13 protein-coding genes are annotated in these 14,456 nt (G+C 62.0%); 7 read left to right on the top strand and 6 right to left on the bottom strand.

Translation table 11 applies throughout. The features are described from left to right. Window positions 1–34 precede the first annotated feature (34 nt). From ACT009_RS15060 to ACT009_RS15050, 3 genes are all read right to left on the bottom strand, one after another. Window positions 35–1,429, bottom strand: coding sequence for an alpha/beta hydrolase family protein (locus ACT009_RS15060; RefSeq protein WP_445191875.1), 1,395 nt, complete (start codon window positions 1,427–1,429; stop codon window positions 35–37). 489 nt (window positions 1,430–1,918) lie between these two features. Continuing rightward, entirely contained in the window at window positions 1,919–3,193 is a 1,275-nt protein-coding gene (locus ACT009_RS15055; RefSeq protein WP_445191874.1) for a glycerate kinase type-2 family protein, read from the bottom strand. A 118-nt stretch (window positions 3,194–3,311) separates the two neighbouring features. After that, window positions 3,312–5,423, bottom strand: coding sequence for a family 10 glycosylhydrolase (locus tag ACT009_RS15050; protein WP_445191873.1), 2,112 nt, complete (start codon window positions 5,421–5,423; stop codon window positions 3,312–3,314). Between the two features lie 165 nt (window positions 5,424–5,588). On the opposite strand from ACT009_RS15050, the gene ACT009_RS15045 reads away from it, so the two are divergent. Continuing rightward, window positions 5,589–5,795: a hypothetical protein gene (locus ACT009_RS15045; protein ID WP_445191872.1), complete on the top strand. Its 207-nt coding sequence runs from the start codon at window positions 5,589–5,591 to the stop codon at window positions 5,793–5,795. 723 nt (window positions 5,796–6,518) lie between these two features. Here ACT009_RS15045 and ACT009_RS15040 read toward each other — a convergent pair. The 3 genes from ACT009_RS15040 to ACT009_RS15030 form a co-directional block, all read right to left on the bottom strand. After that, window positions 6,519–7,931, bottom strand: a complete 1,413-nt coding sequence (locus tag ACT009_RS15040; protein ID WP_445191871.1) for an alpha/beta hydrolase family protein — start codon at window positions 7,929–7,931, stop codon at window positions 6,519–6,521. Next, window positions 7,928–8,500 carry a hypothetical protein gene (locus ACT009_RS15035; protein WP_445191870.1) on the bottom strand — a complete coding sequence of 191 codons (573 nt, stop codon included), beginning with the start codon at window positions 8,498–8,500 and terminating at the stop codon, window positions 7,928–7,930. Before ACT009_RS15035 ends, ACT009_RS15040 begins: the two co-directional genes overlap by 4 nt. Before the next feature lie 521 nt (window positions 8,501–9,021). Further along, window positions 9,022–9,591 (bottom strand): hypothetical protein, encoded by a 570-nt coding sequence (locus ACT009_RS15030; protein WP_445191869.1) that lies wholly within the window; start codon window positions 9,589–9,591, stop codon window positions 9,022–9,024. A gap of 400 nt (window positions 9,592–9,991) precedes the next feature. On the opposite strand from ACT009_RS15030, the gene ACT009_RS15025 reads away from it, so the two are divergent. From ACT009_RS15025 to ACT009_RS15000, 6 genes are all read left to right on the top strand, one after another. Continuing rightward, window positions 9,992–10,264, top strand: a complete 273-nt coding sequence (locus ACT009_RS15025; protein ID WP_445191868.1) for a PadR family transcriptional regulator — start codon at window positions 9,992–9,994, stop codon at window positions 10,262–10,264. A 77-nt stretch (window positions 10,265–10,341) separates the two neighbouring features. Beyond that, entirely contained in the window at window positions 10,342–10,899 is a 558-nt protein-coding gene (locus tag ACT009_RS15020) for a hypothetical protein (protein ID WP_445191867.1), read from the top strand. A 192-nt stretch (window positions 10,900–11,091) separates the two neighbouring features. Then, window positions 11,092–11,481 (top strand): hypothetical protein, encoded by a 390-nt coding sequence (locus tag ACT009_RS15015; protein ID WP_445191866.1) that lies wholly within the window; start codon window positions 11,092–11,094, stop codon window positions 11,479–11,481. A gap of 86 nt (window positions 11,482–11,567) precedes the next feature. Continuing rightward, window positions 11,568–12,680: an alpha/beta hydrolase family protein gene (locus ACT009_RS15010; protein WP_445191865.1), complete on the top strand. Its 1,113-nt coding sequence runs from the start codon at window positions 11,568–11,570 to the stop codon at window positions 12,678–12,680. Between the two features lie 577 nt (window positions 12,681–13,257). Continuing rightward, entirely contained in the window at window positions 13,258–13,635 is a 378-nt protein-coding gene (locus ACT009_RS15005; RefSeq protein ID WP_445191864.1) for a hypothetical protein, read from the top strand. Window positions 13,636–13,820: 185 nt separating this feature from the next. Next, a complete protein-coding gene (locus tag ACT009_RS15000) occupies window positions 13,821–14,285 on the top strand; it encodes a hypothetical protein (protein WP_445191863.1) in 465 nt (154 codons plus the stop codon). The last annotated feature ends 171 nt before the right edge of the window (window positions 14,286–14,456 follow it).

Genomic DNA, 14,456 nt, shown 5'->3' with positions numbered 1-14,456 from the left:
TATGTCAAGAAGTGGGATTGACGATCGTAGCTCATCACTTCCACAAGTACGAAGCGCGCCCGGACGACGCGCTATCTGACCGACAATCCGATGCGGATTGAGGTAATGGCGCGTGCTGTTGCTGACTTAGCCGGCGCCCAAGCGGTTTTTTGCGTTGATTGCCAAGGGCTTCAGGATTGCCATTACTGCTCGTACCCGTCCGCTCGCCACCTTTCGACGACAGCGCATCTCGAAGCCAGTCGCCAACAACTGTCACAAGGCGAGGCGATCCGAGGTACGGGCCCAACTTCGACACCTCGTCCGACGTGCCTGTGACCGCGGCTTCTTGAAACGAGTGGCCAAGGCCGTCCAGCATCACAATTCGAGCACGGCGATCCTTCGCCAAAGCGGCTCGTGCCGCCGGCGCATCGTCCACCACCGTATCCTTGGTCCCGTAGATCGCCAGTACGGGTATGTGCAGGGCCTTGAGATCGGAGGCCGAACGGAACTTTTTCGCGCCCCAGGCCTCTGGAACGTCGATCATGGCGAGCGCTTGTTCCGCCTGGAGACGCGGGAACCCCGCCGACTCGAACCGATCTACAGCGTCGGTACGAAGGCGTGTAATCGTTGCCGCATCTCCGCTGTCCATGCGAGCCTGGAGCAAAACCATGGCCGCATCCGCCGCCGGGCCGATGAGGGCGTCCTGGCCGCCGACGATCATCTTCATCATTTGCCTGTACAGCCCCGTTCGGACGTACGGCAGTCCGTCGCCAACATTGCCGGCCAGCGTCACCACGGCCGCGATCTCGGGATCGGCAGCCGCAGCCGACGGCGCGATTACACCGCCCCCGCTATGGCCGACCAATGCAATGCGGCTGCCAACGATGTCCGAGCGATGGCGCATCGTTGCGACGGCGGCGGCGGCGTCCGCGGTCAGTCGCTCGACGTCCTCCTCGTAGGTGCCCGTCGACTGTCCGACCCCGCGCTTGTCATATTCGAGGGACGCTATGCCATCGGTTGCCAGTCGTTTGATGATCTCCGAAAAGCCACCGCGCTTATTGGGCCCATGACCCTGAATCATCACGGCCAAGGGATAGGGACCCTTGCTGTGCCCTGCCGGCAGGTACAGCGTTCCCGCCAGAACAACACCCGGTTCGGATGAGATGCGGACATCGGTGGCGATCGACCCGAGCTCGGTCAAGCCAGCGTCGCTCGACAAGGCTTTGCCGGCCTCTGCCCGCGGCCGCACTGCCGCTGCCGCGCGACGCGGCACAGCGCTATCAACTGTGTGGCCGGATACCGTGGCTTGGGTAAGCCCGCGATCCGCTTTGACCTTTGGCGACGGCCGCGCCTCTACGCGGCCCGCGATGCCCGTCGCGAGAAGCGGGGAAAGGACGGTAAGCAGCCGTAGCCCGACGCCGCGAGACACGTTGGTCATGGCTTTCATCATTGCTCCACTTCCTCACCGTTGCAGCACGGTCGGTATGCCGTGCCGCATTTTCCCAGCGTGTCGCTTCCGACCAAATGCTCGTGCCTTCGCAACCCGACACAAACTTTAAAAAACATATGTAGATTTAAGAGTCAACAGCGGCCAAGAACCTGGGAGCAGCAAGCGGAAACCGGAAAGCCCGAACATGGCTAGCGGTCGACCGGAGCCATCGCGGCCGCGCGCTTCCACGCAACGTAGCCCGACACTATGCTGCGCTTCGTCCCTAGAGAATATCACCACGACGATCCTACCGAACCGCTTTGGGTTGCCAGCAGCATGTTGGTTCTTTCAAACACGTGCGCAGCCGACTTGAATTTTTGGTCCGAATTGATTGCTTAGACCGCACCTACTTTTCTCTGCCAGAGCGAAGCCTCTACCTTCCCGGTCACGCTTCACCGCCGCGCCGTGCCTCGGGCCGATAGCGTGCAGAACCTGTTCGGCTGAGGTAGATCAGTCCTCGGGCACTATGAGGATGGCGCGAAAATCATTTACGTTGGTGAAGGTGGGCCCTGTCACCAGCAGATCGTCAAGTCTGGAGAAGAAGGTGCCGCTGTCATGTCGGTCGAGCATATCGTTGGCGTCCAGTCCGGTCGCGACCGCGCGTGCCAGCGTGTCGGGAGCAATGATGGCGCCCGCACCGCCGCCGCTGGCACCATCCTCACCATCCGTGTCGGCGGCCAAGGCCCATACGCCATGCCGCCCGGCCAATGCTCGCGCCAGCGCTAGTGCGAACTCGGTGTTGCGCCCGCCGCGACCCGCGCTGCACCCGGCCAGCGTCACGGTGGTTTCACCACCTGACAGCAGGATGCACGGGCGGCTCCTCGGGTTTTGGGTCAAGTCGGCCATCGCCTTCGCAACGTCGCGGCTCTCGCCCTCCAGGGCGTCACCGAGGATCTCCACGTCGAAGCCCGCCTCGCGCGCGACCTTCGCCGCGGCTTCGAGAGACGCCTGCGGAGTGGCGATCAGGCGGACGTCAAAAGCCAGCGGCGGCGGTGCGACGTCGGCAACCGGCGGCGCCGTCACCAGCTTGAAGTATGCCGCCTCGCCGATTTCGCCGCGCAGGCGACCGGCCGGCCCGGAAAGGTCCCTTGTCGCCTCGGGATCCGGGATCGTCGGCCCGGACGCGATCGCGGCGGGATCGTCGCCGGGGATATCGCTGATCGCGAGCGTGACGATCTGGGCCGGGAAGGCCGCGGCAGCCAGCTTCCCGCCTTTGACCGCTGACAATCGGCACCGGACCGCGTTCATCGACCGGATGTCGAGACCGGAGTTCAGCAACGCGCGGTTGACGGCCTGCTTGTCGGCGAGAGTGAGCCCCGCAACGGGCAGCGCCATGACCGACGAGCCGCCTCCGGAGATCAGCGAGAGCACGAGATCCTCCGGGCCGAGGCCCGTCACGAGGTCGAGCATCTCACGCGCGGCGGCCTCGCTGCTGGCATCCGGAACCGGGTGCGCCGCCTCGCGCACCGCGATGCGGCCGGCCGGTTTGCCGTAGCCGTAAGGTGCGACCACAGTGCCATGGAGATCCACGTCTGCCCAGGCGCGATCGACGGCGATCGCCATTGCGGCCGCGGCCTTCCCTGCACCGACGACTATGCACCGCCCGCGGGGCCGCGGCGGCAGGTGATCCTTCAGGACCAGCTCCGGGTCTGCGGCCCCCACGGCCGCGTCGAACAGGCTACGCAGCAGCAGCCGTGCCGCCCCGTCCCGTTCGGGCTCGTGCAATGAAAGCGGTATCGTTCTCATGAGCCGCGTCCACCAAAACGGTCCGCCCGGCGGTGCGAGGAGTGAACCTCACGGATCACTTCGGCCCAGCCTAACGATCCCGGCAGGCCAATGCCGCTCATGTGAACGCCACCACGTCGTAGGTATCGAGGCTGGGCACCGTGACGCTTGCGTAGCCGCCCGCCTGCCGGACCTGCAGGGGGCGGCCTTGGCTCACGAGCCGCGCAGTTCGGAACGTGCCGGCGACGTTTAGCTGGATGCCCGACATCGGAATCGCAGGGTGATAGGCCACCTGCGAGCACCCGGACAGATTGACGAGATGGACCAGGGTGCGCGCGGCGTGCCGCTGCTGCTGCACGGTTATCTGCACCATCGGATGCGCGTTCGTCCGGATCTGGCGGCCTCTGGGCAGCAGGTGGTCCACCAGATCGCCGATCAGAGCGGCATGGTTCACCGCCGACACGCGGTAATAGAGGTCTCCGACGTCCCACGGTAGGTAGGCCAAACGGCCCTTGCCGTAGTCGGCGAGGTGCAGCCCCGGTTTTGCGGTATCCGCCATGCCTTCCCCGACCTTCTCCATGGGGATCGTGATCGTGGACGGCACGTAGGTCAGCGCCGCCGGGCCGCGCGGCTCCAGTTCCAGGAAGTCGCTGTAGTTGAGCAGCAGTTCGGCGTCCGACACCGACGGCAGCAGCTTCGGGTCGCGCACACGCCAATACGAGGAGAGCGTCTCCTGCCGCTTCCACAGCTTGACGACCGGCGGCAGTTCCAGCTCGGGCTTGACCGCGCTCGCGGCAAGGACCCGGCCGCCTGCGCGCAGATACTTGTCGAGCTGCGCGGGCACTCCCTTGGGGCAGACCACCAGATCGTAGCGTCCGGGATCGCTGTCGATCCAGTCGAGCCTGCTCGAGAGCGCGAAGGGGATGTGCAGTTCGGTCAGCAGCCGGAAGAAGCCGCGCATGGCGGAGTTCGAGGTGTCGCCCGGGAGGCCGACCCCGGGCGTATCGCGGTAGCCGAAGCCTCCGTTGCCGGCGACGGCCGCTTCGCCACGGCGCCCGATCGACGCATGCTTGCCTGCGCCGACGTCGTCCAGCAACAGGACGCGCGCGGCGTTCTCCTGCCGGACGTAGAGTTCCTCGTGCGCCTTATGGAACTGGAACGCCGGGCGCGCACCCCTCAGGCCGTTGCCGTCAAACTGTTCAATGGGGCCATTTACGAACAGGAATGGGCCCGCGCCGTTTGCCATGTTCTGATACGCCCGGATTTCTCCGTCGGGTGCGGCGCGGTGAACATAACGCCAGTATCCATCCAGAAAGACTGCATCGTTATTGAACGACATCTTGTCGGGCTCGGTCGCGCGCAGGCGGTTGACCGTCTCGCTGGCCTGGTAGAGCCAGTAGGCGTTGGCGCTCGCCACAGGCGCGCTGTGCGTCTCGTCGTTCCGGGAGTCTGCGTCGCGGCCATAGAGAAGGTTGAAGCCGTCGTCCGGCCGCTTTTCCCGGAGGAAGCGCGTCAGATGGTCGGTCGCCTCCGCCATTGAGGCGTTGATGAAGGCGAGATATTCCTCGTCGGCCTCGTCGGGGATGCCGCGGTTGTATTTCGCCCGGAATAGCCGCTGGCAGTTGTCGCAGTGGCACGGACCGTTGTTCTGGCGCTGGAACACCCCGTTGAAGAACGCGCCGTCGATCGGATAGCGCGCGATCACCTCGCCCATGATTTTGAGCGCCTGCTCGCGCACGTAGCCGCCGTTGACGCATGTCAGATAGGCGCCGTTCACAGGAGGCATCTCGCCCTTGGCCGTGCGCTGTAGCCAATCGGGATGCGCGGTCATCACGCGAGGGTCCTGATGGAAGGACCACTCGAATCGTGAGATGACGCGGATGCCTCTCGCATGCGCCTTGCGGACGATCTCGCCGACAAGATCGCGCCCGGCGGGCAGGCCGGTCGCTTTGAAGTGGAACGGCACCTTGGTCGGATAGAACGCCGCGATGCCCCCGGTCGGCACGTAGACCGCGTTCGCACCGAGGTCCGACAGCCAATCGATGTAGGCGTCGGTGTCCAAAGGTGGCCGCGTCTGGTCGAACAGGACGAGCGCCATGCGGATCGGCTCATCCATCCACCACTTGCCGGCCGCCGCGGGCCGGCCGAGTGCCTGCGCGCCGGTCGCCAGCGAGGCTCCCGCTAAGACCGTCCCAGAGAGGCTTAGAGCCTCTCGACGTGAAACGTCCATTGTCGTCACTCCCGAAAGAAGGGGCTCGATTCCGCACCAAGGCTGGCCGGTTCGTCGGTCAGGCGAGATCAACGGCCATGATCTCGTGGTATGAAATCGAGGGGGGAAAACGGCTCGCTGATGCGTGCGTCATTGGCCGCCATCCTCCACTAGCGCGACAGGAACATGCTGACGAGCATCGCTGCGCGCCAGAGCATCACCGCTCACGCCGCAGCCGAAGCAGTAAGCGCCTGTGTCGGCTTTGCCGAGATCCTGCCGGGCGCGATTTTGGTGCCGTGCGACGAGGTGCTCAGACAGCGCTTGCTCAACGTGGCACCGTCGTGGCGCGCCGTGATCGCAGGCTCGTGGCGCGGTTGGCTAGTCATGCACTGATCGTTGCGGCTGCTGCTGGGTACCGTCGGACGTAAATCAACAATTGACCGACAAGGCCTGACAGTAAACTACTTGGCTCGAACGCCGTGCGGTAGTGCGTCTATAGACGGGCCCTACAAAAATCGACGTGGATGTCCGCGGCTTCGCTGCAGATACACTGCGTCCGCTCGAAGAAAATGGCGGAGGAATGCGTCTTGATCGAACGCGTCTATCGCGCGTCCACGCTGACGCAGTCTTTCTGTGGCTAAGTTCGAGCTGCAAACCGTGTTAGCCACCGATGTGCAGCAGAGAAGACCGACCTGTACCTTCGATAGCCTCGGTGATGCCAGATCCGGCATGACCCCTGCGTAGCCGGTAGAGGCATACAAGACCTTTACGGGTCCGCGGGCCACGGTAGGAGCTTTCACCCTCTTGGCGTGTGGCCAGCGACAATGGAACAGGCAACGGCATCGCGCGTGCGCCGCAAAGGCCGCCAAGGCGGCCGTTCCTGAATAAGCGCGGACGGAACTCACCTGCTTGTACAACGCTGCCGAACCGAGGATCGCGCGCCTCGTAACCCCCGCTAGGAGGGTCCGGTAACTGGCAATGCCGGACGTTCGCGGGTCGATCGCGCCGAATGACCGCTAACGCCCAATTGCGGACATTCCGCACCGCGGTACGCTGGTACGATGGCGGTTGGGATTTAGCGGATGCCTTACCGGTCGGGCGCGATCTTTCGCTCGCCTACATCCCCATCGATTTGCGCAGGAATGCCTCGGTTTTAGCCAGCAGATCGGCGCGGACGGCACCGTCGTCCAGCTGGTGATCTAAGCCCTTGTACTCGATGAACTGCACAGGCTTGTGTGCATCGTTGAGCCGGTCTTCCATAAGCCGCGATTGTGCGATCGAGACATTCTGGTCGATGTCGCCGTGGAACAGGAGCACCGGTGCCTGGAAGTGATCGACATGGCGAGCAGGCGAGCCTTCTTGCGCAGTTTTTAGATCGCCGAAGATCGCGTTCAGCGAAGCTGGCGACACCCCGCCTGCCAGCTCCTGTTCGCGACGGATCACGCCAAAGTCGGCCACCGGTGCGATCGCGACCACGGCCTTGAACAGCGTGGGATCGACCACCTGCGATTGCAGCGCGGCGTACCCGCCATAAGACCAGCCGACGATCGCCAGATGCTTGGGATCCGCGATCCCCTGTTTCACCAGCCATCGACCTGCATCATCGATGTCACCGATTGCGGTTCGCCACGACCGGATACCATTCTGCTGGAACCACTGGCCGCCGTAACCCGACGAACCGCGGTAATTTGGCTGAATTACCGCATAGCCGCGATTGGCAAAGTATTGCGGCAACCAGTCGAAGTTCCACTCGTCGCGATAGGTCGGGCCGCCGTGTGGCAGCACGATCGCTGGCAGACTCTTTCCGTCGCTACCCGGCGGCAGCGTCAAATAGGCGGGCACCATGGTGCCATCGGAGGCGGGAAAGATGATCGGCGTCATCGCCGCCAGTTTAATCCCGGCAAGCAAGGGGCGGACGGGCAGTATCTCGCCAAGATGCTTGGTAGCCTTGTCGTACAGATAGAAGCGACCGGGATTGGTGTCGCCGCTGGCATAGATAACCAGCTTCTTCTCGTCCTCGCTGGCATCAACAATGTTGATGTTGGGCATCGTCGGAAGCGCACGGGCGAGAGCTGCGGTGAACGCCTTGAGCGCGGGATCGAACATTGCGGCCTGACGCTTGTCGGTCACCCAGCTCGCGCCAACGACGCGTTTCTGGCGGCCAATCGTGAGGGGCTGATCGACATCGGCGTCGGGCCGCGCGAAGACCACCTCCTTCTTCAGGCTGCCGTCGAGCGCGATCTTGTACAGCGCCGTGCGACCCGTCGCATTCTCTAGCCCATAGGCAACGTTGAGAGTCGGGTCGACTGCAAACGGTTCGAAGCCCTTCGCTTGGTAGTTTGAATAGGCGACTGTGGCGAGTGGCAGCCACTCACGGCTACCCTGCTTGCGATAGCGATATTCCGCAGTGTCCTTGCTTTGGTCGAGCCGGTTGCGCGGCGAGACTTGCATAATCCGGATCGTGCCGCGTCCGTCGGTGATATATCCCGAAGCCGCGGCATTGGGCTGCTCCACAGTCTTGCGGTTCAACGTGCGCGTATTGACCCGCTCGACGCCAAAACCTTGCGGCTATTTGCGGTGATGCTGCCAGTCGAGAATTGAGGGATGAACCAGCGCGTCATCAGGACGGAGCCGTCCTCATTGTCGCCCAGCCAGTCGATCACCTCGCCCCCGCCGAGCGTGACGCCCAAGTCTTTGTCAGCGGCGCGCGCGCTCAGCTCTTTCATGCCGGTGCCGTCCGCATTCAGTGCAACCATGCGGGTGCCCGCACGCTTCTTACCGTACACCATGTCAATGATATAGAGGCCGCAGATGATCCGGTCGTTGGTGGACCACCGGCACGAGGTGAGCCGCTCGGGGTTACCGGTGGAAGAGATGATGCCCTTCATCTCGGGCGCGCCGTCGAGCTTGACGACGCTCGCAAGCGCGCCACGCGGACCGTTAGGTTGCAGGATGACGAGTGACTTTCCGTCAGGCGAGATGCTAACGTCTAAAACGCTGTCGCGCGCGCCAAAGCGGATGGCGGTGTCATCGAGCGCCGCGAACGTTGTAGTACTCGTCGCCAGCAAGGCGACGATAAGTGCGGATCGAATAAGCATACAGAGTCCCCAGAGCTCGGCTCACTCTAGCAAGGCGCGCGCGGTGCGCAACTCGGGCGCTAGCAGGCGCCAATTTGCTCACGTAAGCGCTGGCTGCCATGACGACGGCTTCGCGCCAGCAACATCGTCACATGGCAAAGACCCGACCGCCGGCATGCAATTGCCATTCTCCCGCTGAAGCTGCGCCTCTGCATGCTGACGCGCCCTGCCCGTTGTCAATGCGCGGCCGTGCTCGTTGACTGGCAGGGTTTGACGGCGTCCATATGTCGATTGGAACGTCCGCTAACGCCCAGTATCCGCCATTGAGGGCTCACGGGCCGCTCCCAGAACCGGTCACTCGTTCATCTCGGTTGCGCGGCCGATCTCGATTAGCCAGCCCGATTGCTCGACGTCACAGCATCGCACGAGGCGTTTCTAGCGCGCTGGAGTCTGATCATTGATTAGTCGTGACTTCCACGACAGGTCTAAGCGTGATGGACCGGTCCGCGCTCTGTCGCTTCGGCCGGCCAGCTCTTCTCGCGTTAGTTCTGAACGAGATTCCAATCGCTCGTAGTGGCCGACCCGGCGCAATTAGCAGCGCCGCTCCCTGATTTCCGAATAGGTTGCAGCCGTACGCGGCGCTTGTTGTAGTAAGTAAGATCGATCGAGACTCTGAAGCGGGCACCCTGGTGCGTATAGATGCCCTGGTCAGCTCGATCCTTGGCGTAGGTCGAACAGTAATGCCAGCCAAACTTTTCTAACTCATTGCCGATCGCATACACGGCATACTGATCCCTATCGTGCCACAGCACCACTTGGCTATAGCCGCCGCGTCCATCGCCACCGGCAAGATCGACCGCAGCTTCGTATGGACCCTGTCCCAGGAAAGTCACGTTGCCTCGGCGACACCGCATCTCGCTGGCGTTCATCTGAAAGCAGTTGTTGAATCCCATATCACGGGCATCTGCCAAACTGCCGCTGATCGGCAGGCCGCCGAACGTCAGCCTGGGAGGTGGCTCGAGATGCCGGCCATCGCGTCCGGCAAGGAAGGTGCCGACGAACACTGCGCAGCTAAGCGCGGTGATCGCTGCAAGGTGCCAAGGCCTGCTCATGACAATGTCCCGGCACACCAGGCGCGTGCCACGGCCAATCTCGACCTATGTAGATTTATAGTCAAGCCGTAATGGTGAGGGTGAGCGCTGTCCTTGCATCGCAACTCCACACCTGCGTGTCCGCGCTGATGATGCGGCTCCGACATCCATCTCCGCCGATGCTCAGCCTGCTTCGCTATGCGAGAGAGCGCCAGGCTGAATACCTGGTTCACCGCGTTCTCGGGGCTCAGCGCAGTGCGACATCCGTCCACAAACCCCTTCCCCATTTGCCAACCACCAGTGGCAGGCGCCAACGCTGAAAAGGCGGCTAGCCGGTCGATGGCGCTTGCTTGGTAGTTGACAGAAAACTCTACCTAGGTTGAGTAGGGGCATGGGCCGTAACCGTCGACCATCGAAGCAGATGCTCCTCTTGTTGGAGGCACTGGCTGTGCGCACTCAGCAGTGGCGCCACGGCTACGATCTGATGAAGGAAACCGGGCTCCTGTCGGGAACGCTGTACCCGCTACTGATCCGCATGACCGACCAAGGGCTCGTCGAGGCCGAGTGGCGAGAGCCGGAACACCCTGGCCGCCCTGCGCGCCATGCGTACCGTTTGACGAATGCTGGAGTGGAATTGGCGCGAATGGCGGCCCCTGCGAGTCGCGCCTTCTCTACCAAGGCTTCTTTCGCATGAGAGTAGCGCTGTCGCGAGCTTTGATGTCCCTGGCCAGTCGGTCTCTTGGCTCGGATCGCCGGGCGTGGGGAATAGCGATGGAGGGAGAGTTCGAAGAGGCGGTCGTTGACGGAAAGCCATTGATGTTCGCCCTCGGCTGCCTGATCGCAGCGTGGCGCGAGATCGGGAAACACAGCGAAGGACGCCTCACCCTTGCGAACTACGCGCTCGCCGTGGGGTTACTCATCCCAATGGCAGCCCTGCACTTCCAGCAGGCGGGAGCCTTCCTGTCCCCGTCAGACGGTGCGCCGTTCGGCATGCCAGGCGCCGGCGCTCGATTGAACTCCTACCTGATCTGGTCCCAGGCCAGCGCCACCCCGATACTGCTGATCATGTGGCTTCTGCTTGGCGTGACGCACCTTTGCCTGGCGTGGTTGCTTGTGGAGCGGGACTGGATTCGCGTCGTGAAGTGCGGCACGCTGATCGGGGCGGCGATGATCACGCTGTCCCTGTTCACGGGCATTTTGATGCTCGATATGTCGCCGCTGTCCGTGCCAATTGTGGAACTGGCAATAGAGCTTGCGGCGATCGGCACGGTGTTCCGGTGGCATGGACGCGTCTTCCCACTCGCCCCGCCCGAACTGCTTACCCAGTAGGTCCTAAGTGGCCTTCGATGATCCAGCCGGCCGGCTGGCGCCCTGCGGATCTACTTGACTCTTAGATCTACATATGTTGATATTCGCCCACAGCGATGGTGGCGAGGTTCAACGCTCAAGATGCACGAACCGCCAGCCCGCATTGTGGGATTTGAGGGACGCATCGTCCGACTTGGCAGAAGGGGAGCGAACATGCGGCGCGTCGTCAGCATAGTCATCGCTGCGGCAGGCACTGTCTTGCTCGTCGGTTCTCTCTTAATCTTGCGTAAGCCCGTCGTTGACGCTGGCGAGGCCGGCCTATTCGCCAACGACTGCTGCGGCACGGTAAAGCTCGCCGACGGCGAGATGCTGCTCAACGACCAGCAGACTATTTCCTACACCGTCGCCAGAGATGCCGATGCGCCATACATCCTGCCCCGCTTCGACGTCGGTATTGTAGCCGACCAGGGGCTCGATGTGGATGGAACCCGCTCCGTGCGCAAACTGCGGCTAGACAGGCTACCTGCGCCGACCAGGCTCACGCTATATGAGGGTTCGACGCCCTATGTCTTCGAAAGGTGGACGCCACGCCGTCGCAGATAGCCCGAGAAGCTGCTCATTAGCTTGAAGAATTTCGTTTCGACACGGCAAACTAACCGTGCCGCCCGGGTTTAGGGAGTGGAATACCTATGAAAGCCATAGCCAATGTTTTATGCTGCGGCGCGCTGAGGCTGTTAACGGCCCTGCTCCCGCTTCTCGCGACAGGCAATGCCGGCAGCGTACAGGCGCAACAGGCGCGCACGGTCAGTCCCGCAGCTCGCGCGATAGAAGTCCGCATCCCATCCGAAACAGGTGTCGTTCTGGCGGGTACGCTGCACCTGCCGGCAGGGCGCAGCAAGGGTCCTTATCCGTTGGCCGTGATGATTCAGGGGTATGGTCCCAATCAGCGCGGTGGCTTCTCTGAGATCATCAAACGACTGGCCGCCGATGGCATCGCGTCCCTGGAATATGACAAGCGCGGGGTCGGACGGTCGACGGGCACCTACAAGGAGGATGTCGAGCAACTGACCGCGGACACCGCCGCCGTCGTCGTAGCGATGCGCCATCGTTCGGATATCATCGGCAGCCGCATTGCGCTGGTCGGTCACAGTCAGGGCGGCGTAATCGCGCCCGCGGCGGCAGCTGCCGATCCCCACATCGCGGCCGTGGTGACGCTGGCGGGCTCGGTTGGCGACGGGCTGCCCTACGTTAGGAAAGGAATTTACCGGCAGATGATGAAGATGGTCGCGGGCGGCCAAGATGCCCTCATCGGCCCGGCAGCGGATGCGGCCATGACTATGCTTCAGGCTCGCGTGGACAACCGAGATGCCGTCACAATCTCACGTCTTCGTGCGAACGCGGTCGACCGGTTCGAGGCAGCGGGCTTCCCGCGCCCGCAGGGGGAACAAGCGCTCGCGATGATCGACGTTCCGGAAGCCTGGAGCGCAAGCAGGCTTCGTTCGGCCTCCGATCTTCGGGCCCTGCACATACCCGTTCTGGCGATCTTCGGGAGCAAGGATACGGTGGTGGTGGACGACGCACCTGCGGCACGCACCGCTTTAGCGAGCAACCGCCGCGCTCGGGTTGTGGTGCTGGACGGCCTTGGCCACTCGTTCCAGGAAGGCGCGGTCACAGGCGCGCCGGATGAGGTGGCGAAGTCCGGCCCGTACAACGGATCGCCGCGCCTTGTGGCAGTTGTCGGCGACTGGCTTCGAGATACGCTGTTAACGAGAAGTGCCAGTGGGACTGGGCAAGCGCGGTGACACGCACCTTTTCGCCGCTCGATAACTAATCCGCTGCTGCTTCTGGGCGCCGGTTCTTAGCCTCTAAAAGGCGCTTGATGGCGCTACGCCGCTGTCAGCTCCACATGGATGATCGTCGGCTAAATGCCTGTCGTGATCCTAAAGCAGCCGTTCCGTTTTCCCACCAAAACCGGCCGATTAACCCCCTGCCTCGCGAACTGTACAAATGGCGACTTTTCGCGATCGACGCCCGAAAGCGGACAGGCTGCTTTCCACCACAACCGGACATTCGTGCATGTCGGCACCTTCAAAAGAACCGCTGTCAGCCAAACCGAAATATAGGAGCGAAGCCTGAATAATTTAGCTACTAGGTGTCGTAGCTTCGCTGACGGTCCGTATCGTAACCGTTATCAAGCACAAAATGCACAGATTGCGGAATGTCCGATAACGCCAAATTGCAGGTTCCCGGCGCAGGTCCCGCCGATATTGGATTCGCGCTTCAGGGTTGCAGTCTCGCAACCCGAAGTGGTTTTTTTACCATCTGTTAATCGGCTCGGTCGAAATGACAGCTACTGTGAGGTAAGGACCAGCCAAGCGCATGATTACGATCAAACCGGACGATGGCGAAGGAATAATCCGGACGGTCGGCTCTGGGCGTTGGTCCTTAGATGATGTTGATACTCATTTTAAAAAGCTTTCCGTTCGAATAGCTGCATTGCGAGAAAGCGGCAGACCTATCCGTCTCCTTAGCGATGTCACCAATGCCGAGATACAGTGGCCAGTCATCGAGGCCAGGATCATTGATGTTTCAACACGACTGTACAGGAGCGGTGATCGAACAGCGCTCGTTGTCAAAAACAATCTTCTTAAAGGCTATGTTCGCCCGCTTATTTTAAAGAGGGAAACGGCCCTATTCTGCTCACTGGCGGCAGCGGAAACATGGCTATCTGCACATGATGTCGCGCTCTCCGCATAGGAGACAAACTGGATCGCTCGCTACTTCCGAACCGAATTTCCGATGTTTCCGCTTTCCACCAGGTTCGGACATCCCGGTGTCGCAAAAGCGGGGACATTCGAGACGTTCGAAACTCAGCAGTTTTGCAACACACCTGTTTTTGGAAACTAGATACCAAGCGAACACCCGAGCGCTATTGAAAGCGGATGATCGTCGGCGCGCCCCTTTTATCGTCCTTGACCGCGATCGGAGACGTCATGGTCGACGCACTCGATCCTTGGTGGATCATCGCGAGCGCAGCTGTCGCCCTGCACGGGGTTGACCCAGGCCATGTAGCCGACGTGGATGTGTTGTTGAGCGCTGCCGATGCACACCGCATCCTGCCTATGACCGGCATCCAGCTTCAGCCGGGATCGCCGCACGCGGCATTTCGGTCGAGCATCTTGGGTATTTGGATCGGACGGACACCATTGCCCGTGGAGTTCATGGCAGACTTCCACCGCTGGTCTGGCGAGTGTTGGCTGCCAGTACAGCCAGCGACTCGGCAATGTATCAATGTTGGTGGTGTGGCTGTCTTTGTACCTGAGAGGGCGGAGCTACAGGAAATTCTCAGCACTTTCGGCCGACCGAAGGATTTAGCGCGTGCGAGGAGCCTCGCGGCCTTGGCATGAGATTTTCTCCCCTCCTTTCCCGAACCTAGAGGTCTCGCCGATGCCATATTACTTGTGAGGTCAAAAGTCTAGGAGTTATGCTGCACGGACACTTGCCAATTCTAGCTGAAGAGTGCGGGTGACGCATCGCGACCATATAATTGGACTGGCGACCAAGACAGCTCAACGACA

This window comes from Sphingomonas sp. Tas61C01 (genome assembly GCF_052567495.1).
Note: the sequence above shows the minus strand (reverse complement) of the source record. Positions and strands in the feature narration are given on the sequence as shown.